The 20,687-nt window shown below is 67.9% G+C and carries 23 protein-coding genes and 1 pseudogene; 12 read left to right on the forward strand and 12 right to left on the reverse strand.

Annotation, left to right across the window (positions count from 1 at the left end):
* Positions 1–45 precede the first annotated feature (45 nt).
* From OG587_RS38515 to OG587_RS38525, 3 genes are all read right to left on the reverse strand, one after another.
* Positions 46–1,776, reverse strand: coding sequence for a DUF4012 domain-containing protein (locus OG587_RS38515; protein ID WP_329083752.1), 1,731 nt, complete (start codon positions 1,774–1,776; stop codon positions 46–48).
* A 22-nt stretch (positions 1,777–1,798) separates the two neighbouring features.
* Entirely contained in the window at positions 1,799–2,227 is a 429-nt protein-coding gene (locus OG587_RS38520) for a hypothetical protein (protein ID WP_329083753.1), read from the reverse strand.
* Positions 2,228–2,523: 296 nt separating this feature from the next.
* Entirely contained in the window at positions 2,524–3,726 is a 1,203-nt protein-coding gene (locus OG587_RS38525; RefSeq protein WP_329083754.1) for a PQQ-dependent sugar dehydrogenase, read from the reverse strand.
* 209 nt (positions 3,727–3,935) lie between these two features.
* Between OG587_RS38525 and OG587_RS38530 the strand changes: the two genes are divergently transcribed.
* On the forward strand, positions 3,936–4,370 hold the full coding sequence (locus OG587_RS38530; protein WP_329083755.1) for an ABATE domain-containing protein: 435 nt from the start codon (positions 3,936–3,938) through the stop codon (positions 4,368–4,370).
* Between the two features lie 197 nt (positions 4,371–4,567).
* Here the strand turns inward: OG587_RS38530 and OG587_RS38535 are convergent, their stop codons facing one another.
* Both OG587_RS38535 and OG587_RS38540 read right to left on the reverse strand, forming a co-directional pair.
* Positions 4,568–5,695: a hypothetical protein gene (locus OG587_RS38535; RefSeq protein WP_329083756.1), complete on the reverse strand. Its 1,128-nt coding sequence runs from the start codon at positions 5,693–5,695 to the stop codon at positions 4,568–4,570.
* A gap of 99 nt (positions 5,696–5,794) precedes the next feature.
* A pseudogene (locus OG587_RS38540) lies at positions 5,795–5,972 on the reverse strand (histidine kinase dimerization/phosphoacceptor domain-containing protein); the annotation flags it as partial.
* 287 nt (positions 5,973–6,259) lie between these two features.
* On the opposite strand from OG587_RS38540, the gene OG587_RS38545 reads away from it, so the two are divergent.
* The gene (locus tag OG587_RS38545; RefSeq protein ID WP_329083757.1) at positions 6,260–6,559 is read left to right on the forward strand and encodes a hypothetical protein; all 300 of its coding nucleotides are present in this window, start codon (positions 6,260–6,262) and stop codon (positions 6,557–6,559) included.
* Entirely contained in the window at positions 6,556–7,677 is a 1,122-nt protein-coding gene (locus tag OG587_RS38550) for a bifunctional WXG100 family type VII secretion target/C40 family peptidase (protein WP_329083758.1), read from the forward strand. The genes OG587_RS38545 and OG587_RS38550 overlap by 4 nt, the downstream gene beginning before the upstream one ends.
* Here OG587_RS38550 and OG587_RS38555 read toward each other — a convergent pair.
* Together OG587_RS38555 and OG587_RS38560 are read right to left on the reverse strand one after the other, a co-directional pair.
* Entirely contained in the window at positions 7,659–7,898 is a 240-nt protein-coding gene (locus OG587_RS38555; RefSeq protein WP_443075323.1) for a transposase, read from the reverse strand. The genes OG587_RS38550 and OG587_RS38555 overlap by 19 nt on opposite strands.
* Before the next feature lie 132 nt (positions 7,899–8,030).
* Positions 8,031–8,933 (reverse strand): NAD(P)-dependent oxidoreductase, encoded by a 903-nt coding sequence (locus OG587_RS38560; protein ID WP_329083759.1) that lies wholly within the window; start codon positions 8,931–8,933, stop codon positions 8,031–8,033.
* 84 nt (positions 8,934–9,017) lie between these two features.
* Between OG587_RS38560 and OG587_RS38565 the strand changes: the two genes are divergently transcribed.
* A complete protein-coding gene (locus OG587_RS38565; protein WP_329083760.1) occupies positions 9,018–9,611 on the forward strand; it encodes a TetR/AcrR family transcriptional regulator in 594 nt (197 codons plus the stop codon).
* A 244-nt stretch (positions 9,612–9,855) separates the two neighbouring features.
* Here OG587_RS38565 and OG587_RS38570 read toward each other — a convergent pair whose 3' ends face one another.
* A complete protein-coding gene (locus OG587_RS38570) occupies positions 9,856–10,287 on the reverse strand; it encodes a DUF397 domain-containing protein (RefSeq protein ID WP_329083761.1) in 432 nt (143 codons plus the stop codon).
* Here OG587_RS38570 and OG587_RS38575 point away from each other — a divergent pair.
* Positions 10,168–11,312 (forward strand): IS3 family transposase gene (locus OG587_RS38575; RefSeq protein WP_329083762.1). Its coding sequence is split into 2 segments (ribosomal slippage): positions 10,168–10,381 and positions 10,381–11,312, totalling 1,146 coding nucleotides; the frame shifts between segments, so codons are not numbered across the junction. The genes OG587_RS38570 and OG587_RS38575 overlap by 120 nt on opposite strands.
* A 425-nt stretch (positions 11,313–11,737) precedes the next feature.
* On the opposite strand, the gene OG587_RS38580 is transcribed toward OG587_RS38575, so the two are convergent.
* Complete coding sequence (locus tag OG587_RS38580; protein ID WP_329083763.1) at positions 11,738–12,184, reverse strand: ATP-binding protein; 447 nt, start codon at positions 12,182–12,184, stop codon at positions 11,738–11,740.
* Between the two features lie 243 nt (positions 12,185–12,427).
* Here OG587_RS38580 and OG587_RS38585 point away from each other — a divergent pair, with 243 nt between their 5' ends.
* Complete coding sequence (locus OG587_RS38585) at positions 12,428–13,252, forward strand: helix-turn-helix domain-containing protein (protein ID WP_329083764.1); 825 nt, start codon at positions 12,428–12,430, stop codon at positions 13,250–13,252.
* Positions 13,236–13,451, forward strand: coding sequence for a DUF397 domain-containing protein (locus OG587_RS38590; protein WP_329083765.1), 216 nt, complete (start codon positions 13,236–13,238; stop codon positions 13,449–13,451). The genes OG587_RS38585 and OG587_RS38590 overlap by 17 nt, the downstream gene beginning before the upstream one ends.
* 43 nt (positions 13,452–13,494) lie before the next feature.
* Here the strand turns inward: OG587_RS38590 and OG587_RS38595 are convergent, their stop codons facing one another.
* Positions 13,495–13,869 (reverse strand): hypothetical protein, encoded by a 375-nt coding sequence (locus tag OG587_RS38595; protein ID WP_329083766.1) that lies wholly within the window; start codon positions 13,867–13,869, stop codon positions 13,495–13,497.
* A 117-nt stretch (positions 13,870–13,986) separates the two neighbouring features.
* Here OG587_RS38595 and tgmA point away from each other — a divergent pair, with 117 nt between their 5' ends.
* From tgmA to OG587_RS38615, 4 genes are all read left to right on the forward strand, one after another.
* Entirely contained in the window at positions 13,987–14,250 is a 264-nt protein-coding gene (tgmA, locus tag OG587_RS38600) for a putative ATP-grasp-modified RiPP (protein WP_329083767.1), read from the forward strand.
* Positions 14,243–15,235 carry an ATP-grasp ribosomal peptide maturase gene (tgmB, locus tag OG587_RS38605; protein ID WP_329083768.1) on the forward strand — a complete coding sequence of 331 codons (993 nt, stop codon included), beginning with the start codon at positions 14,243–14,245 and terminating at the stop codon, positions 15,233–15,235. The genes tgmA and tgmB overlap by 8 nt, the downstream gene beginning before the upstream one ends.
* Positions 15,232–16,353 (forward strand): ATP-grasp peptide maturase system methyltransferase, encoded by a 1,122-nt coding sequence (gene tgmC, locus OG587_RS38610; protein WP_329083769.1) that lies wholly within the window; start codon positions 15,232–15,234, stop codon positions 16,351–16,353. The genes tgmB and tgmC overlap by 4 nt, the downstream gene beginning before the upstream one ends.
* A 337-nt stretch (positions 16,354–16,690) precedes the next feature.
* Entirely contained in the window at positions 16,691–17,443 is a 753-nt protein-coding gene (locus OG587_RS38615; RefSeq protein WP_329083770.1) for an SDR family NAD(P)-dependent oxidoreductase, read from the forward strand.
* Positions 17,444–17,657: 214 nt separating this feature from the next.
* Here the strand turns inward: OG587_RS38615 and OG587_RS38620 are convergent, their stop codons facing one another.
* Positions 17,658–18,878: an ABC transporter ATP-binding protein gene (locus tag OG587_RS38620; protein ID WP_329083771.1), complete on the reverse strand. Its 1,221-nt coding sequence runs from the start codon at positions 18,876–18,878 to the stop codon at positions 17,658–17,660.
* A gap of 177 nt (positions 18,879–19,055) precedes the next feature.
* On the opposite strand from OG587_RS38620, the gene OG587_RS38625 reads away from it, so the two are divergent.
* The gene (locus OG587_RS38625; RefSeq protein WP_329083772.1) at positions 19,056–20,054 is read left to right on the forward strand and encodes a LacI family DNA-binding transcriptional regulator; all 999 of its coding nucleotides are present in this window, start codon (positions 19,056–19,058) and stop codon (positions 20,052–20,054) included.
* On the opposite strand, the gene OG587_RS38630 is transcribed toward OG587_RS38625, so the two are convergent.
* Positions 20,026–20,511, reverse strand: a complete 486-nt coding sequence (locus OG587_RS38630; protein ID WP_329083773.1) for a glutathione peroxidase — start codon at positions 20,509–20,511, stop codon at positions 20,026–20,028. The genes OG587_RS38625 and OG587_RS38630 overlap by 29 nt on opposite strands.
* Positions 20,512–20,687: the final 176 nt, after the last annotated feature.

Here is a 20,687-nt window from a genome sequence, read left to right on the forward strand (position 1 = left end):
GTGCACCGGGTGGCGACCCCCGTCCCTTCACCGGAAAGTTCGGCGTCAGGGTGGGCAACCCCGTGGGTCCTGGGCGACGCGAGTCCGCTGGGGACGGACAAGCGGCTGCACCGGAACCCGCGGTGGCTCACCGGAGGCGAGTTCGGTGAAGTCGAACTCCAGCGTCCTGGACTGTCCGGGGGCGAACTCCAGAAGAACCGAGTAGACGGGGTGGGAGCGTTCGGTCTCCCTGATGACCGCCACCCGGTCGCCGTCGAGGCGGGCCGCGGTCATCCTCGCGCCGAGCCCGCCGTACAGCGACACCCAGAGCAGGTTGGAACCGGGGACGTGGCGGTGCCCCGGGTCGTCGAGCCGACCGGTGACGTAGGAGGGCAGCGTCCGCCGCGGGACGTCGTTGGTGAGCCCGATCCGCACCGTCGAGGAGCGCAGCCCGCCCCGGCAGGGGCCCAGCTCGTAGTCGAGAGCGCGCTCCAGGTAGTAGTCGAGCTTGCCGCCGGCGGAGTTGTTGACCACCAGTCCCGCGAACGGTCCGGGCCGCGACGGCAGCACGCCGCTGATCGGTGTGCCCGACAGGCGCCGTTGCTCCGCCTCGTGGCGGCTCCAGACCTGGATCCGCCGCTCGCTCACCATGTCGGACAGCACGGGCAGCAGCCTGGCGGGGGCGGTGATGGAAGCGGGCAGCGCCTCGCCGACGGCGGCGGCGATCTCGATGAGGAACCGCTTGCGCGCCGCGGGGTCGGGGTGGCGGGCGTAGGCCTTCCGCTCGGTGAGGTCGACGACGTTCCCGGCGGTGACCCTCCCTCCTCCGGGGAGGGAGACCGGCCCGATCAACCTCAGCAGGTGGGCGAGCCCCACCGGGTCGGTGGCGACGGCGCCGTCCAGCCGCCTTCGGCTCTGCCGCTCCCACAACCCCGTCCAGGTGGCCGCGGCGTACGGGAAGTGCGGGGAGAGGTTCGAGACGGAGAGCATCCTGGTCGCACCCGTTCCATAGCGCCCGAGGAAGTCCCGGCCGTGCTCGGCGACGGGGACGGGACTCGTGGCCAGTCCCTTGTTGGCGGAGAGGTGTTCGACGGCGACCCTGCCGCGGTCGGCCTTCAGGATGCCGAAGGCTCCGACCAGCCCTCCGGTACCTCGCGCCTCGGCGTTGGTCTGGAAGGCCAGGAAGTAGTGGCGGGGGCCGTCGCGGCCGAGCATCGGGGGCAGCAGGGTGGCGGCGTCCGCGGCGTCGCCGAGCAGGCCGTGTAGCCGGCCGATCTCGGCCAGTGCCGTACCGCGCGCCTCGTCCAGCCGGTCCAGGCCGGTACCGCCGGGGGTGGCCGCCAGGAGTGAGAGCACCCGTCCGAGGCGAAAGACGCCGTCGTCCAGGACCGGCGCCGCGGCGTCGAGCGCGGCCAGCCGGTGGCGCGGGTCATCCGGGGAGTGCGACCCGGTCATCAGGAAGGAGGTGGCGACCTCCCGCACGCCGGCGAGAACGTCGGTCAGCTCGGCGGCGGCCTCGGCGAGCCCGCGCACGGTCGTCGCGGCGTTCCCCACGATCGGGGCGTGGGCGATCGTCCACCACTCCGGGCCCCCGGTGAGCCGCCGGGCCTCGGCCGCGTGCCGCCGGGCCTCGGCCAGCGCCGCGGCCGCCGGGTGCGGGTCGCCCACACCCATCACCGCGCGCACCCGGACCAGTGCGGTCCGGGTGGCCTCCAGGTGGTCGTGGACACGCATACCGAGATGGGCCGACCAGCCCCCCGCCAGCACCAGGGCCGCGGAGACCGGCAGGCCCACCACTACGACTACTCGGCGTCGTCTCCTATTCGGCACTGGCGGATCGGCGACGCCGTACCGAGATCAGCGTGACGGCGGCTCCCGCGGCCAGCAGTCCGCCGCCGAGCAGGGCCACCGTCACCACGGGCATTCCCGTGAACGGCAGTTCCGCCACCGGGTCCGACACCGGGTCCGACCGGCAGCCCTCTCCGCAGCCGCCGTCGGGGCAGTCTCCCTCACAGTCGTCCGAGAAGCCGCCGTCGCCCTCCCCGTCCCTCCGGTGGTTGTGCTCCCTGTCCCTCAGATTGATGTTGTTGGAGTTATCACTCTCCTGCTTGATGCTGTTGACGTCCTCGTTGGGACTCGGTGGGTACGGCTCCTGCTCGGCCGTCGGCGCCGGCAAACCGGTCGCGGCTGAGACCGTCGCTGAGGCCGTCGCGGAGGCCCCGAGGGCCAATGCGGCCCCGACGCTCACCGCCAAAACAATAGATATTAGATAATTTTTTACCATTTCAAACTCCCGGCGGCAGCATTTCAGGCTATGGAAACAGCACCCGTAATTCAGGCAACATGTCCACGGAATCCGTTATATGCACCATCACCGGAAGCGAGAACACCGCCTCGCGACGATTGCCGAACAATCGCCGATTTTTCTCCCCGCCGTGACGAGCCGACACGATCTCCGGCGGCGACCGCCGCCCACCCTCGGCCGCCCGTCGCGGCGGGCGGAGCCGGACGCCCCTCCCGAGGTGGACGTCCGGGAGCCGGGTTCTAGCCGGCGCCCGGCTCCAGGCGGTAGACGGGCCCCGACAGGCTGAGCGCGTACAACTCGCCGTCGTGGCCCTGGCCGAAGGACGACAGCTGCTCCACCGTGCCGAGGTCGTCGCCCCGCCCCGACCCGCCGGGGGGCGCGGCCTTGACCCAGCCCGCGCAGAAGTCGCCGTAGACGAACCGTCCCTCCAGGCCGGGGATCCGCTCGCCCCGGTAGACGTATCCGGCGATGACCGAGCAGTTGCCGCCCTCGCCCAGGGGATACTCGATGACCGGATCCACCGTGTCGCCGCCACCGCCGCCGCCCTCGAAGGGGTGGGTGCCCTCCTTCAGGTTCCAGCCGTAGTTGCGGCCCCCCTCGCCCTTCGGCTCGAAGTCGACCTCCTCCCAGGCGTTCTGGCCGACGTCGCCGATCCACATGTCGCCGGTCTTCGCGTCGAAGGTGAACCTCCAGGGGTTGCGCAGGCCGTAGGACCAGATCTCCGGCTTGACGCCGCTCTGCCTGCCGACGAACGGGTTGTCGCGGGGGACCTTGTACGGGGTGCCGCGCGGGTCGATCCTGAGAATCTTGCCGAGCCAGGTGTCCAGGTTCTGGCCGTTGCCCTGTGGGTCTCCCCCGCTGCCGCCGTCGCCGAGGGCGATGTAGAGGTACCCGTCGGGCCCGAAGGCGAGCTGGCCGCCGTTGTGGTTGGCGTACGGCTGGCGCTGGGTCAGCACGTCCCTGCGGCCGGTCGCCCTGCCTCCCGAGAAGGCCCACTCGGTGATGTGGGTGTGCCCCTCGCGGTCGGTCCAGTTGAGGTAGAGGAAGTCTCCGTCCGGATGGAAGGCCACCCCGAGCAGTCCCTGCTCGTTGCCCTTGCTGATCTCCTGGGAGAGGTCGACGACGGGCGCCTCGGCGACCTTCCCGTCCGTCACGGCGCGCAGCCGTCCCGTCTGCTCGGCGATGTAGAGCGTCGGGTCGTCCTTGCGCAAGGCCATCGCCACCGGCATGTCCAGCTGGGCGAACTCGGTGAAGCGGACCTGCGGGGCTGCGTCCGTACCCGGCTTTCCGGTGGGCTCCGCCCGCGAGGCCGTGGCGGCGGGCGAGGCGGCGGGAGGGCCGGATCCGGAGTCGGCGGAGCCGGTGGTCTCGGTGGCGGAGCAGGCGACCAGCGCCGCGCTCAGCAGGGCCAGGCCCAATCCTGTCCGGCGGGAGATCGGCACGGTTCTCAGCCTCCTGTGTTCGTCACCTGCTTGGATCATCGTCTGTACGCGCCCGCCGCCGCGAAGGTTCCGGCCGCGCCGGGCGTTTCCCGCACGCTCCTGCCCTCCCCCGGCCACGTACGCCCATTCTCCCCGGTCTCCTCCTCCCGGTTTGCCCGCGCCATCGCCCAACGCGTCAAGCGGCCGGGTGGCGAACCCGGTCCGGCGCGGTGATCGAGGGAACGAAGACCTCGCCGATGCCGGGCGAGAGGCCCCTGGCCGCGGACCTGGCCAACCGACGCCCGGCGACCGCCGGGGAACTCGCGGACCGCTGCCGCGCCGCCGGGCTCGTGCTGGAACACCCGGTCACGTCCCAGGACCTGGACCGTGTCCACGCCGTACTGGAGGCGTGGGAGAAGGTCGTCGACGCCGCCGACGAGCGCGAGCGCGCCGAGCCGGTCAACCGCATGCTGGCGGACTCCGCCGCCCACCCGCGACTGACCGACCACGCGGACGGCGGCTGGCACCTGCACTACCGCGACGACAGCCGGCCGCTCGGCTCCGTGCTGTTCGCGCTCATCTCCGCCGGAGGGCAGGTTCACGTGAGCCCGCCCGCCGCGGCGAAGGCGTGGTCCAGTGCCGTGCGAACCCGCTCGGCCGGGTAGTCCGGCCGGACCTCGGCGGCCATCTCCCGCCAGAGCGGAAGTTCACGCATGTTCTCGCCCGTCCGTGGGGCCGGGAGCGTCGGTGACGGTGTGGTCCTGCCAGGCGGTGCGGGCCCGGCGCCACGCGCGGTCGGTCCGCCGCTGCGCGCCCGGGCCCGGCAGGAGTTCGAGCGGATGGCCGAGGAAACCGGCGCCTTCTACTGTGGCTCAGGTCTCACAAACCGAAATTCGTTGCCTAAATCGACCTTCAGGAAGTCCCAGAACAGGCTGTCGTCCCTGAGCCCGTCGTGCTCGTGGTAGCCCCCCGCGGCGGGGACGCCGAGGCGCCCCGGCAGCAGGATCTCGATCTCCTTGGGGAGCATCTCGTTGTACACTCCGGCGATTTGTTGGTTCAGTTCGCGCAGATAGTCGCGGGCCCGGTCGTGCGCGCCGCCGCCCGAGGGGAGCATCCAGTTGGGCAGGTCGTCGTCGAACTCGTGGTCGCCGAGCTTGACGGTGCTTTCGAAGTGGGCCTGAGACCGCCGGAGCACTTCGGACAGCCGCGACGTGGCCTGGCCGGTCGCCCTGCAGGTGTAGGCGAGGACCTGGGGGGCCGTCTGCGCCTTGCGTAGGGCGTCGAGCGCGTACTGCGAGGTCTCGCCGGGCCAGGCGTCCGCGAGCTGGTGGGCGCGGTCGCCCACGGTCTGCTGCAGGTCGGCGAACCAGGCGGCCAGGTCAAAGTAGACCAGGCTGTCCTCGGCCATCTTTAGCCAGTCGAAGTGGTCCAGGAAGTACTTGACCTTCGGCGCGTCGTGGCGTGAGACGTCCTCGTCCTGCCAGGCTTCCTTGACCCAGATCGTCTCGTGCTCGACGGCCGCTCCGCTGACGGCGGCCTCCATCTGCGGGCGGCGCTCGTCGAAGATGGCCTCCGCCCTGTCGTAGTTGACGCCGCTGGCGAAGACCAGGGATCCGAGATCCCGATAGGCCAAGTTGAAGTAGCGGGCCCCCGAATGGACCGCCGAGCGGATCTGGTCGAGAGCCAGCTGGATCTGCGCCATGGCTCGCCAGCCGTAGCTTTTGGTGGTCCCCAGCGACGGGAACCCGCCTTGCTCAGACGCGGTAAGGAAGGAGTCCGCGAACTGGTTGGGGAGGTTGTGCGTCGGATCGAGGCCGCGCTTGAAATCCATCTCGCTCAGTCCGGTGTCGGTGTGCATGGCCTGGCCGACCTGTTTCAGGCGGGCGGGGTCGACCTCGATGTTCGGACTGGAGGACGGCCACGAGCGCGCGGGCTGCGCGCCCTTCGCCCATTCGAACCATGGGTGGGAGGGCTCGGGGCCGACGGCCATGCTGCATCTCTCCGCTGTGCTGGGGATTAAGGCGAGACGCACGCTACATTACATACATGTTATGTATCGGAGAAAGGGGGAAAGTCGTCAGCCGGCCATGATCACCTCGCGCAGGTTCCGCAGGGCCAGGTGGGCGCTCTCCCCGGATCACCCCGGCAGCCCACCCGATCTCCTCCGTGGGCGCGCCCGGGTTGAACTCCAACGCCCCCGCGTGCACGCTCGGCGGCGACAGCCGATGACCGAGCACATCGTGCGTCTCGCGGGCGATCCCCGAGCGGCCACGTCACTATGATCAAGGACGGCGACCGGCTGGGCGTCTCGGGCCGACTCTCCCCGGCAGCGGCGGCCTCCACGGCCGTCCTCCGAGGCCACCGCCACCGGATCGAGCCGGTCGGGTCTCAGCGGACGGCCGGTCTCTTCGAGCGGGCGAGCACCGTCGCCCGCCCGCCCGGCTCTCCGCCGTCACGGAACGCGGGGCCGGGGCCCTGTACCCCCCCAAGAGGATCTCCGTCCTTTACGATCTCCATGCGATGGTTCGTACCGATGCCTGAGGGAGTCAGCTGGATGACGGGTGTCGATATCCACTTCGAGGCGCTTGATCGCTGCCGTACGACCGCGTACAACCTGTCGGTGCTGTTCAATGATCTCGGTGGCGAATATCCCGCCGACGCGGCCGACTCGTCCATGTTCGGGAAGCTGGCCGACGCCTCCGCGCTCGCCGTGGTCCTCGACGTGGTCGAGAAGAAGCTCGACAGCGAACTCGGGCTCGTGCGGGGCAGGCTCAAAGACCTCGAGTACGCCCTGGACGACGTGGAGGACAACGTCCGCAAGGCCGACAAGTCCAGTGAGGTGGCGGAGGCGTGAGCGTCCGGGAGGAGATCGCCAAGCTGCCCGGCGGCGCCTCGCTGGCCGCCCTCGTGGACAAGGTCAACGGCAGGCCGGCCGACATCCGCGATGTCGCGATCCGATGGCGGGGCCTGGCCGGCAAGGTGAACGAGCACATCGGCTCCCTCCGCTCCGCGGTCGTCGACGTCGACGACAACTGGGAGGGCGAGTCGGCCAACGCCTTCGACGTCTACATGCGCAATTACAGCAAGGCCAACACCACGTTCCACGGTGCGCTGCTGACCTGTGCGGGTCTGCTCGACACGGCCGCCACGGCACTGGAGGAGGCCAAGTCCAAGGTCAACACCCTCTGCGGCAACGTCCTCGCCGACCACAGGGTCACCGTCTACCGCAACAGCACGTCCGAGGCGGAGCGGAAGAAGGCCGAGCCTGGCGCCCTTGCCGCGGTCAACGGTGCCCTCTCCACCGCCGGCGAGCCTGTCAGCTCCGCCGACGAGGCCGTGAGCAAGGCGATGAAGGAGATCAAGAAGACGATCGACGACGAGTCCGTCTTCTTCGCCATCGTCAAGGCGCCCGGCGACCAGGAGTTCACCCCGGGGCAGGGCCGCACCTTCGACTGGAGGCGGACTACGGGGCCTGATCCGAGTCACACGACCCTCGCCAGTACGAACGGCGGCGGAGCCGGACCTGCCGCCTCGCCCAGCCTCGGAGGCGGCTCCGGCGGCTCCAGTGGCTCCGGCGGCTCCGGGTCGGGTGGCCCGGCGGTCGCGATGCCGTATGTGGCCGGGACCGGGCTCGGCGTCGACATCGTGGCCGCCGCCCGGGCGAACATCGGGAAACCCTACGTCTGGGGCGCCAACGGACCGTCGGCCTTCGACTGCAGCGGGCTCGTCTACCACTCGCTGAACAAGGCCGGGATCAAGATCGGTGATACCACCGCGGCCGGCTACCAGGCGAGCGGGCAGCCGGTCACGGTCCCGCAGCCCGGGGACATCGTCTTCTTCGGCAGTCCTCCGGACCACTGCGGGATCTACGTCGGCGAAGGCAAGATGATCGAAGCGCCCCGTCCGGGGGAGTCGGTCAGGGTGGCGGAGGTGGCGGGGAAAGGGCCCATCACCTACCGGCGTTTCTCATAGTGAGGGTGCCGGTGGTGCCCGTCGGCCGCGATCATCCGGCAGCCACCACTTAAATACAATCCCAGCGGCATGGTGGTGGCCCCGGCGCGGTCCTGTACCCCGGCCGGGCGGACCATCACCGCCATCGACAACCCGAGCGTGTCGAGGACCACGAACCGTTTGCGGCCGCCTGTCTTCTTGTTCGCGTCGTAGCCGCGACTGTCGGTCCCGACGGTTTCCAAGCCGACCGGATGCTTCTGGTCCAGCCCACCTACTGCGCCCAAACGCCGAAGAACCCGGAGGATTTCGGCTGGTGTTCGACGGCGGGGTCGTGCCCACCCGGTGAACGACCGTCACAGGGTGGGCACGGACTGCTAACCCGCCTTCTTCATCAGGCTCACCAGGCTGGAGAAGCTGTCGGCTGCGTGTCCGGCGTCCATGCCGCGCCGGAACAGGTCCACGACGGCGGCGGGAAGTGCGGTGTCGACGCCCGCGTCGGCGTTGGTGTGCAGGATGTGCTCGACGCTGGCCAGGCCCATGGCCAGCCGGTCCACGTCGCCGCCGTGCTCGCCGGAGTCGATACGTGCTGCGTAGAACGACAGGAAGTTGGGCATCGACGTCATGGTCTCGGTGGCGTGCGGCAGGATCTCCGCGGCGGTGAGGCCGTGGGCGTCGGCCAGGGCGATGGCTTGCCAGTAGCTGAGCATGGACGTCCAGAACATGACCATGCCGATCTGGTAGAGCAGTGCGGCCAGCCCGGGGTCCTCGCCCCGGAAGTCTGTGCCGGTCAGGGCTTCGAGGGTGGGCTGGTGCGTCTCGAACGGTTCGCGGGGGCCGCTGTAGAAGGTGGACGACTCGGGCTGTCCGATGCCTGAGGGCGGCACAGTGACGCCGCCGGTGAGGTGGACCCCGCCATGCTCGGTGATCCACCGGGCACCCGCGCGGGTCTTGTCGGGGGTGTCGGAGCTGAGGTTGACCAGCACACGGCCGGAAAGGGCGTGCGATGCCGGTTCCAGTACGGCGTACATCGCCTCGTAGTCGGTGAGGCTCAAGATCACCAGTTCGTTGGCCGTCAGCGCCTCCTCGACGCTGCCCGCGAGCAGGGCGCCACGCTCGACCAGTGCGTCGGCGCGGGAAGGGGTGCGGTTCCAGACGGTGACCCGGTGGCCCTTGTCGAGGAAGGCGCCGACCATCGCCTGCCCCATGGGGCCGAGGCCGATGACGGTCACGGGCTGCCTGCTGTTCACGATGTGGACCTCCACGGTGGATGCGCTCAATGACTAAAACGAGCGCTCTATTTAGAGCGCGGGTAGACCGTAGCACACTTCTAAAACGAACGTTCTAACTAGTATGCTGGGCGCATGGGCCAGACCAGCACCCGGGATCGGATCGTCATCGCCGCCTCGCGTCTCCTGCAGCGCCAGGGGTACGTCGGTACGGGCATCAAACAGATCGCCAAGGAGGCGCAGGCCACACTGGGCTCGGTCTACCATTTCTTTCCCGACGGCAAGGAGGCCGTCGCGGTCGCCGCCATCAAGCACGGCGACCAGGAGTTCGCGGCCGTCCTCCGCGAGGCGCTGGACAGCCGGCAGGACCCGGGTGCCGCCGTGGAGGCCTGCGCCCGGCAGCTCGCCACCTCATTGCGCGAGTCCGGCTGGACCGACGGCTGCCCGATCACCGCGGCGGCGCTGGAGACGCTGGGCACCGACTCGGAGATCCAGCAGGTGTGCGCGGCAGCGCTACGCAGCTGGGAGGGATTGGTCTACGACAAACTGCTGCGCTCGGGCTTTCGCGCCGAGGACGCGCGGGACCTCGCGACCACGATCATCAGCACTCTGGAAGGCGCCGAAGTGACGGCCCAGGTCAGACGCAGCGAAGAACCCCTGCGGGCGGCGGGCCGACAGCTGGCCCGCCTGGTCGGCTCATACGAGGTCGCCCCGTCCGTGGCCGAGTAGGCACCCGGCCGGACACCACGCCATCTCCTCGGACAACGCACCACCCCACGTGCCGTACCAGACAGAACCGGATCAGAACACAACGGCAGTGATCACTAACCCGCACAGGCAAACAAGCTCCTTAACCAGTGGTCCCCATCGGCACTGACATGGACCTGGCGGAGTGGCTTCGCGGCCGACACGTCGAGACGGCGAAAGCCCCGGCCGGAGGCGGTTTCAAGGGGTCTTCTCGGTTCGAGGAGGGCTAGAAATCGAACTCGCCCTTCTTGGCTCCATCGACGAAAGCCGCCCAGACCTCGCCCCGCACCACATAGGGGGCCTGGTCAGGAGCCTCGGTGTCATGAATGGCTACACGACCCTGGGAGAGCGGAGCCGCCTCGATGCAGTCGCCGCCGTTCGTGCCGGAACGACTCGCCTTACGCCAGGCCGCGGTGTTCAGTTCAGCCGTGAGTGGAGTTGGCCCGGTTTGGTGGACACCTGACCTCTGGGGAACCCTGGTTCCCGAAAGAAGGAGTTCACTGTGCCGAACAACTATCCGCCGGAGTTTCGCCGGCAGATGGTGGAGCTGGTGCGCGCGGGACGGTCGCCGGAGGAACTCGCCAAGGAGTTCGAGCCCTCCGCGCAGTCGATCCGTACCTGGGTGCGCCAGGTCGACCTCGATGATGGCCGCCGCCAAGACGGCCTGACCAGCGCTGAGAAGGACGAGCTGGTCCGGCTGCGCCGTGAGAACAAGATCCTCCGCGAGGAGAAGGAGATCTTGCGTAAGGCCGCGGTTTTCTTCGCGCGGGAGACGGATCGGCCGAGATGAAGTACCGGCTGATCGATGCGGAGAAAGACCACCACGATGTCTCCCTGCTGGCCCGGGTGCTGGGTGTGTCGCGCCAGGGCTACTACGCCTGGGCCAAGCGCGGCCCGTCCACTCGCGCCTGTCGTGATGCCGAGCTGACTGAGAAGATCCACCGGCACCATACGGCCTCTGATGAGGTGTATGGGGCGCCGCGCATCCACGCCGACCTGCGTGAGATCGACGGGGAGAAGGTGGGCCGCAAGCGAGTGGCCCGGCTGATGCGTGCGGCCGGGCTGGCCGGTGTCTCCCGGCGTAAGGGCTGCCGCACGACGATCGCGGATCGGCGGGCTGCAGCCGCGTCGGACCTGGTGAAGCGGAAGTTCGAAGCGGACGAGCCGAACCGGATCTGGACGGCCGACATCACGTATGTGCCGACCTGGCAGGGTTTCGTTTATCTCGCTGTGGTCTTGGACGTGTTCTCCAGGCGGATCGTCGGCTGGGCGATGGCCGACCATATGCGGACTGAGCTGGTGACCGACGCGCTGGCGATGGCGATCCATCAGCGCCGCCCCAGCGCCGGGGTGATCCATCACAGCGACAAGGGCAGCCAGTACACCTCGATCGCCTTCGGCCAGCGATGCGAGCAGGCAGGAGTTCGCCCCTCGACGGGTAGGACCGGGACGTGCTTCGACAATGCGATCACGGAGAGTTTCTTCGCCTCGCTGGAGTGTGAGCTGATCGACCGGCGGACCTTCCGTACCAGATCAGAAGCCGAACGGGCCGTGTTCGCCTACATCGAGGGCTTCTACAACCCACGCCGCCGCCACTCCGCGAACGGCCAGCTCAGCCCCACCGAGTACGAACGCCGACACGCCCTTAAGAGCATTCAAGAAGACGGCTATGCTGCCGCGTAGCCGAAAGCCCTGACGTGTCTACTGAACCGGGGCAACTCCATGAGGTCCACTTGTCCACCATCTTCCGGATGAGTTCCAGCGACGCGCTCTGGGGGAGGGATTCCGCCCTGAGGGCGTCCAGCTTCAGGGTAACCGTAGCGATGAGATCCGAACTGCTTGATACGACCGGCTGACCTACCGTTTTCAGGTAAACCGTGCTCCTTTGCCTGTCGGACGCCTGTGCGATGGCAATCGCTCCGTTCAGACCGAGGTTGGTGCCAAACCGCGAGGGTTGGCGCATAACCCGGCCTCGGTGATCGCCTTCCTGACCCACGGAGGCTCGTCGCGCTGCGCGGGCTCTACGCCGCCATGCGCGAGACAGCCAACCAGCTCGGCCAAGCGGTCTAAGAGACTCAGGCCGGGCGGCGTGCCAGCGGGGCCGTGGGCTATGCCCAGACGTTGGAATCGAACTCCTCAGGCGTCGGCTCCTGAAGCGGGACTTCGGCCCACACAATGCAGCCGAGCGGATTTTGGATGAAGGTGACTCCCCAGAGCACGGAGTGCTTCTCTACGATGAAAAGGCCCCTGCCGCCCTCTCTGACCGAATTTTCGATGTCGCTTTGCGGAGCATTGAGCTTGGGATATGCGCATTTCGCCCCCGAGTCCTGAACCTCAACGCGGACGGCTTCGCCGACGTCGTACAGGCGAAGCCCAATGCCCTTCGAGGTGTAGAGGCTGGCGTAACGAACGGAATTCGTTACCAGCTCAGAAACGACAAGCCGGACGCTGAAGTTGGCGGGGTGATCCTTCCCCAGCCACTCATTCACGACCGTTCTCGCCGTACCGGGAGACTCGTGCTCACAGGGAAGCTCTATCTCGCCTATCAGAGACACCTGGAAAGGGATCGCACGCATCAGACTTTGTCCCATCTGTCTGTTTTGCGGCCCATCAGCCGCTATGGCCCCGGCTGGGACTCCAACGGTGCGCCGCTTGTGTTTTCTGCCCGTTCGGGGATTCCTAGGTTGCACGCTGGGCTTTGGGTCCGACCACCTATGGTCAACTACAGCTGTGTGACACATTGGTTGTGGTAGACCTAGTAGCCGCGACTACAGGGGTAGCCTGGAATAGGAGTCCGAGTGCCGCGCAAAAAACGGGATATGTCAAACACTCCCGAGGAGCGTCTCGGACAGGAGTTGCGGCGATTGCGCGAGTCATTGGGCTGGTCACAGGATGATCTGGCGGCGAAGATCCAGTTCTCCTCGGCCATGGTCGGCTTCTTGGAGCGGGCCGAAAGGGCACCGAAGGAAGACTTCTTTCTTCGGTGTGAGGCCGCACTCGGTGCCGTCGGCAAGCTGATGCCATTGTTCGCCCAGTGTGAGAAGACGTCACCTCGTTGGTTCCGGCCGTGGACGAAGATCGAGGCCGAGGCGCGAGTCCTGCGAATGTGGGAGCCGCTGGTCATGCCTGGGCTTCTTCAAACACCGGACTACGCCCGCGCGGTGCTGCGGTGCGAGCCGGGCGTGTCGGAGCGCGAGGTCGAGGAGCTGGTTACCGCCAGGATTCAGCGTCGGAAGATCTTCGATCGCGCCACACCGCCGATGGTCTCGGTCGTCATCGACGAGGGCGTTCTGTACCGGCCGGTGGGCGGGACAGAAGTGATGTACCACCAGCTGGAGCACCTGCTTGAGCTGATGGCCCGGCCTTACCTCACGGTCCAGGTAGTCCCGGTTAGCATCGGGGCCACGACGGGCCTGTCCGGGGCCTTTGCCCTTGCTCAGATAGCCGGCCAGCGAGATGCGGCCTACCTGGACACTCCCATCAATGGCCAGGTAACCGATCGCGCCGACGAGGTGCATGCCGTTACGCTCAAGTACGACGCGGTTCGTGCCTGGGCACATCCACTCCACGTGTCTGAGCAAGTGATAAGAGAGATGAAGGTGAAGTATGAGCCTCAAGGATGAGCTGGTGACGGCGGCCTGGCGGACCGCTCAGAAGTCCAGCTCCAACGGTGGCAACTGTGTGGAGGTTGCCCCTCTGTCCGGAGGGCGTGTGGCCCTGCGAGACACCAAGGACCGGGGCACCGGCCCCGTACATGTCTTCACCCCTGGTGAGTGGAACGCGTTCCTCGATGGTGCGAAGAGGGGCGAGTTCGACTTCTAAGCCAGACAGAAAAACCCCCTGGCCTTCGCCGCCAGGGGGTTTCTTAGTTCTCGGGACTCTCGTCGGCTTCGGGTGGCTCATAGTCGTTCGAGTAGTTGATCGAGTCGAATACCTTCATGCGGATGGGGGCGTTTCGGAATGATATGTCGTACACAAGGAGGTCCCCGTGACCACCGGGGACGCTTTCTGCCCTCATGAAGTCTTGGGCGTCAACCATGAGCCTGAACGGACAGTCCATAATCAACGTCTCGTCCCGGTCGTAGATCTCGACCAGATAGACGAGGATGTCGATCGTTAGGACTTGGAGCGTGTGTTCACCGATGCGGACCGGCACCCACTTACCGTCTGGGGTGGGGTTTCTCTGCGGAGGGATGGCCATCGCCACACCATAGAACGACTCGGTCCGTTCATCTTCCATCCCCTGACTACCCCTTCTTTCAGGTGTAGTGGTGGCCCGGCGGACTCGGCTAGGCAGGATCTCCAACTGCCTTTAGCGTCATGAGCGAATCATCCAGAGCCCGAGAGGGGAAATGCGATGGGGAACCTGACGCTCCAGCCGTGGGGCCTGAGCCGAGCGACCGAAGTCCATGACGATGATCCGCCGTTCTACGCGTCTGTCGAAGTGGACCCCGTCACGCAGCTTTCGGTGTTCTACGACGAGGGTGGCGAGATCATCGATGCCAAGAACGAGCCGACCGAGCGACGCTACCCGATGATCACCGTGTCCAAGCGGGGGGATGGCGCCCAGGGGGCGCCCAACGTTGCCGATGACACCGACAACGACAGGTCCAGTGACTAGCGGCGCGGGGGCCTCGCCGGGCGTGGTGTTGGTGATCACCTCGCCGGAGGACGTCACTGCGAACATGGTCATCACCTCCCTCAACAAGCGAGGAGCATCGGTCGCGCGGGTCGATCCCGCCGACATCGGGCCGGACCTACTGTTCGGCGCCCGGTTGGGAGGTGACCAGACGCGGTGGTCCGGACATCTGCGTACGGCGGGCCGGAACATCGCGTTGGAGAATGTGCGCGCGGTCTACCACCGCCGTCCCTCACGGTGGCGCTTCAGGAAACTGGAGGGGCACGCGCGGGACTTCGCCGTCGCCGAGGCGCGGCACGGCCTACGTGGTCTCCTGGGAAGCCTGGACTGTCGCTACGTCAACCATCCCGAGAACGTCGCCAAGAGCGACTACAAACCTGCGCAGTTGCAAGTGGCGGCGAAGCTGGGTCTCATCGTCCCGGAAACGTTGATCACCAACGACATGGACGCGGTCCACAAGTTCGGCGCCGACCATCCCCAGATGATCTACAAATCGTTCCGAGGTTACCCGCACACTCCGGACGGGAAGGCGGCGGCCGTCTGGACCCAGCAGGTGGAAGCAAACGAGGTGGACGAGTCCGTCATCATCACCGCCCACCTGTTCCAAGAAAAGGTGCCCAAGGAGGCGGATGCCAGGTTGACGGTCGTGGGCCGCCAGGTGTTCGCCCAGAAGATCACCTCCCCTGACGGGGCGCTGGACTGGCGACGCGGTGACTGGGCCGCCCTCACCCACACCCCGATCGAGGTGCCCGCACCGATCGTCGCGGCTCTGCACGGCTACCTCGATAGGTTTGGCCTGGTCTTCGGCTGCTTCGACTTCGCCCTCGAACCGGACGGAGACGGCGCCGAGCCCTACCGGTGGACCTTCATTGAGTGCAATCCGAACGGCCAGTGGGGCTGGCTTCCCGATTCCGACGCGATCGCGGACGCGTTCGCCGACACGTTGCTGGAGGGATGGTTCACGTGAACCTGGCAGCCGACCTTCGTCACACCATGGCCGCCGCGATCGGCTCCGACGCCTGGCACGCGGCACTGGAGGCCGTACCCCGCGAGCTGTTCCTGGGAGAGGCCGTCTACCGCTACGAGGAGCGGGGCTGGACTCCGGTCCGGCGTGATGGGATGAGCGCCGAGGACTGGCTGAGACTCGTCTACACCGACGAGACGTGGGTCACCCAGCTCAACGGCGTGCTGGCCGAGGACGCGACCGAGCCGGTGATGATTTTGAATCCCACCTCGTCGTCCACCCTCCCCGGACTCGTCGTGCGGATGATGGAGATGGCCGGGATCGACGAAGGTGACAACGTCCTGGAGATCGGCACCGGTACGGGATATTCCACCGCCCTGATGTGTCATCGGCTCGGTGACAAGGCCGTGACGTCCATCGAGTACGACTCCGTGATCGCGACTCGCGCCAGGGCCGCCATCCTCCAGGCCGGATACGAGCCCACGCTCGTCGAGGGAGACGGGCTGCTCGGGTACGAGGCCAACGCCCCCTACGACCGGCTCATCGCGACCTGCTCGGTGAGGACCATCCCACCGGTGTGGCTGGACCAGGTCCGTGAAGGGGGGACGATCACCGCCCCCATGCGGGGATGGACGGATGGTGTCGCGTGTGCCCATCTGCGGGTCGCCGGGGACGGTTCGGCGAGCGGGCGGTTCGTCAACGACGACGTGTACTTCATGATCGCCCGCCCGCACACGCCGCCGCGCCGAGGGGACATGACCATGGGCATCGGTGAGGTGAGCGCGAGCAGGATCGACCCGGCGCTGCTCAAGGACGAAACGGCCCTGTTCGTCGCCCAGCTCGCCGCCCCGAACGCCCAGCACGGCTGGGCCGAGGACATCTTCACGCTGCTCGATGTCAGCAACGGAGCGCAGACCGACGTCAGGCCGGACCCCGATGGCGGATGGACGGTGTACCAGCACGGGCCGGTCAGGCTGTGGGACGAGGTCGAGGAGGCCATCCTGACGTGGCAGGGCGCCGGAAGTCCGCACCAGTCCGGGTTCGGCCTCACCGTTACCGGAGATCGCCAGTATGTCTGGCTGGGCGAGCCTGACGGGCCGAGTTGGGACCTTCCCACCTGACCTCTACTTCACCCACCTAACGAATTCCCCCGGCAGGGCACTTCTTTCCCTGGGCGGTCTTCGCCCGACCGCCAACCTACCGGGGGCATAACACCCCCTGGCTGTAGGTGAGCCCCCACGCCACCACCCCTCTTCGCCCGCGCGAGGCGAAGAGAGGGAGCAGCAGGGGGGGTACAACGCGAAGAAAGCCCCGGCCGGGGCTTTCTTTTTTCTCATCTACGGGATGATGACCGCCGACAGTCGCGTACGCCCGCTTTCCCGTGGCGTACCCCCATTTTGCCCGGTCGCGTACGCCCGCCCCCGTCCGCGCCGCCCGCGTCGTCCCTAGACTGCAGGCATGCCAACCGTACTGATCACGGGGGCGACGGCCGGCATCGGTGCCGCCTTCGCCCGCCGCCTGGCCGCCGACGGATTCTCACTCGTCCTGGTCGCCCGCGACGAGAAGCGTCTCGTCTCCGTCGCCGAGGAGCTACGCCTGCGCTACGGGGTGAGCAGCGAGGTGCTCGCCGCCGACCTGGTGACCGACGAGGGCCTGGAGGCGGTGGAGCGGCGACTCCACGAGGGGGTCGACCTGCTGGTCAACAACGCGGGATTCGGCCACCGGGGCCACTTCCTCGACGTACCCGCGGAGGAGGAGCTGCGGATGCTCAAGCTGCACTGCGAGGCGGTGCTGCGGCTGACGCTGGCCGCGCTGCCGGGAATGAGGGAGCGCGACCGGGGCGCGGTGATCAATGTGGCCTCGGTGGCGGCGTTCTTCACCCGGGGCTCCTACAGCGCGTCCAAGGCGTGGGTGGTCAGCTTCAGCGAGTCGGTGGCCGTCGAGATGGCCGGGAGCCGCGTGCGGGTCATGGCCCTGTGCCCGGGGTTCGTGCACACCGAGTTCCACGAGCGCGCCTCGATGGACAAGTCGGGCATCCCCGAGTTCTTCTGGCTGTCGGCGGACAACGTCGTCCGCGAGGCCATGCGCGATCTGGCCCGTGGCGTGCGGGTGAGCATCCCCGACCTGCGCTACAAGGTCATCGTCAGGGTCGGCAGGCTGCTCCCCCTCCACCTGATCGGCCGGTTCTCGCGCCGCCTCGCCCGCCGCTGAGGAAGAGCCGCCTGCGAAATCCCGGCGGCGGGAAGCCGCCGATGGGAAACCTTGGGCGGGAAAGCGGCGGGAACCGGCCGCCGAAGAGGCCCGGCTGGAACCGGATGGGGAGAGCCCGACGGAAAGGGCCCGCGCCACGGGAGGGGGTCGTGGCGCGGGCCCTTCCGGCCTGCGGTGGTGGTACGGAGACGAGCCTCACGGCCCGTGAGGTGGATCAGACGCGGGCGTTGGCCTCGTGACCGATCGCCAGACCCGAGACCGGGTCGAAGAAGTGCAGGTTGTGGGTGTCGACGATCAGCTCGATGTTCTGGCCGGGACGGACGTGGCTGCGGGAGTTGACCCGGGCGGTCCACAGCGACTTGTCGCCCACCAGCGGCAGGGTCGCGTCCTCCTCGCCGTCGTCGGCGGCGGCGGCCACGGTGTCCTGGTGCTGGACCGGCGGGGCGTCGATCAGGAACAGCACGTTGATCTCGGAGCCCAGCTCCTCGGTGACCTCGGCGCGGACCGGCAGGCGGACCCAGCCGGAGGAGGAGCCGTTGGCGGCGATCGAGTCGTCGAAGTCGGAGGGGCGGATGCCCAGGATGATCTGCTTGCCGAAGTACTGGTCGAGGCCCTGCTTCTCGGTGAAGGTCTCGGCCGGTACCGGCAGCTTGAAGCCCGCGAAGGTGACGGCGGCGCCGCCCTCACCGCGCACCAGCTCGGCGGTGACGAAGTTCATCGACGGGGAGCCCATGAAGCCCGCGACGAACAGGTTGACCGGCTTGTCGAAGAGGTTCTGCGGGGTGTCGACCTGCTGGAGCAGGCCGTCGCGCAGCACGCAGACGCGGTCGCCGAGGGTCATCGCCTCGACCTGGTCGTGGGTGACGTAGACGGTCGTCACGCCCAGGCGCTCGTGCAGGGTGTTGAGGGAGGCCCGCATGGAGACGCGGAGCTTGGCGTCCAGGTTGGACAGCGGCTCGTCCATGAGGAAGGCCTGCGGCTCGCGCACGATGGCGCGGCCCATGGCGACACGCTGGCGCTGGCCACCGGAGAGGGCGGCGGGCTTGCGCTTGAGGTACTGGTCGAGGCCGAGCATCTTGGCGGCCTCGCCGACGCGCTTGGCGATCTCCGCCTTGGGCATCTTGCGGAGCTTCAGACCGAAGGCGAGGTTCTCCTCGACGGTCATGTGCGGGTAGAGCGCGTAGTTCTGGAAGACCATGGCGATGTCACGGTCCTTCGGGGGCAGGTGGTTGACCACCCGGTCGCCGATGGCGATCTCGCCACCGCTGATGTCCTCAAGCCCGGCGATCATCCGCAGGGCGGTGGACTTGCCACATCCGGAGGGGCCCACCAGCACCATGAACTCCCCGTCCTTGATCTCAAGGTCGAGGCCGTTCACGGCTTTGACGCCGCCCGCGTAGATCTTGTCGACTTTGCTGAGAACGATGGATGCCATGGGAGTCCTTGTCGCCTCGGGCCAACCCCGCGTTCACCCGATATTGGATACGTTTTCATGCATCTCATCGGAAACGGACATCCGTGTCAAGAGGCTGCCCGGTTCTGGCCTGTCAGCAGGACAGTCATTCTCGCTCCGCACTGGATTGAGCTCGGAAATCATGATGGAATCGTTTCCATGAACATGCGTCGTACGACGATCAAGGACGTCGCCGGGGCGGCCGGGGTGGGGGTCGCCACGGTGTCCCGGGTTCTGTCCGGCGGGTCGGCCAGCCCGGAGACCCGGGAGCGGGTGCTGACCGTCGCCGCCCAGCTCGACTACCGGCCCAGCGCGCTCGGGCGCAACCTGCGCCAGCGGCGCTCGGGCGGCATCGGGCTGCTGCTGCCCGACATCACCGACACCTTCTACGGCCGGGTGGCCGACGGCGTGCTCGCCTGCGCGCGCTCGGCGGGTGAGCCGGTGATCGTGGGCGCGACCGGTGACGACCCGGAGCGCGAGGCCGAGCTGATCGGCATGCTGCTGGAGCAGGGCGTGGACCGGGTGGTCGCGATCCCCTCGGGCGACGGCGACAGCTGGGCGCCGACCCTGCGGGCCGGGGTGATCACGGTGTTCGCGCACCGGCTCTCGGCCGGGCGCGACGACATCCCGGCGGTGGTGGCCGACGACCGTGCGGGGGTCAGGACCGCGGTCGACTACCTGACGGGGCTGGGACACCGGCGCATCGCCTACCTGGGCGGCCCGGGGCAGGAGCAGCGCCTGTCGGTCTTCAGGCAGGCGCTGGGCCCCCTCGTCGACGAGGAGCTGGTCGTCGTCGCCCGGGGCAGCCGCGACTCCGCGTACGCCGCCGCGGCCGGGCTCTTCCAGCACCGGCCCGACCTGACCGCCGTGCTGGCCGGGGGCAACCTGCTGGGCGAGGCGGCCGTACTGGCGGCGAGGGAGCTGGACCTGCGCATCCCCAGGGACCTGTCCCTGATCATGTTCGACGACGTGCCCTGGGCGGAGCTGTGCTCACCGCCGCTGACGGTGATCGCCCAGCCCGCCAGGGACATCGGCTACCGGGCCGCCGAGCTGGTGTTGCGCGGCGGCTCCAGGAGACCGCGCGGCGTGCTGCTGCCCACCGAGCTGATCGTCAGGGGCAGCTGCGCGGCTAGAGGGACTTCTCGATCGCCGCGATGAGGGCGGGGTCGCCGGGCTCGACGGTCGGCCGGAACCTGGCCAGCACCTCCCCGTCCCGCGCGACGAGGAACTTCTCGAAGTTCCACTTGACGTCACCGGCCTCACCCTCGGCGTCGGGGGTGGCGGTCAGCGCGTCGTAGAGGGGATGCCTGTCGTCGCCGTTGACCTCGGTCTTGGCCAGCAGCGGGAAGTCGACGCCGTAGGTGGTGGAACAGAACTCCTGGATCTCCTCGGCGCTGCCCGGCTCCTGACCGAGGAACTGGTTGCACGGCACGCCGACGACGGTGAAGCCCCGGTCTCCGTAGGTCCGCTGGAGGTCGACGAGACCCGCGTACTGCGGGGTGAGGCCGCACTTGGAGGCGACGTTCACGACGAGGACGGTCTTGTCCCCGGCCAGCTCGGCCAGGGTGGTGGGTGCGTCGGCAAGAGTATGAATGGCGATATCACGGATTCCCATGATCCGCAGCCTAATCCCCTTGTCACATTTGAGAGTTATGTCGTCCATAAAGTGAAATGTGACTGACGCCACAGGTGAGACGCCGCCCGCCTCACCAATGCTTTGATCATTCCCTTACCGATCATTGACATGACTCCTGACAGGCGCTGTCGACTGGCCCGCTATCGAATCGCCGG

It is taken from the genome of Streptosporangium sp. NBC_01469, assembly GCF_036227305.1.
Classification (GTDB): domain Bacteria; phylum Actinomycetota; class Actinomycetes; order Streptosporangiales; family Streptosporangiaceae; genus Streptosporangium.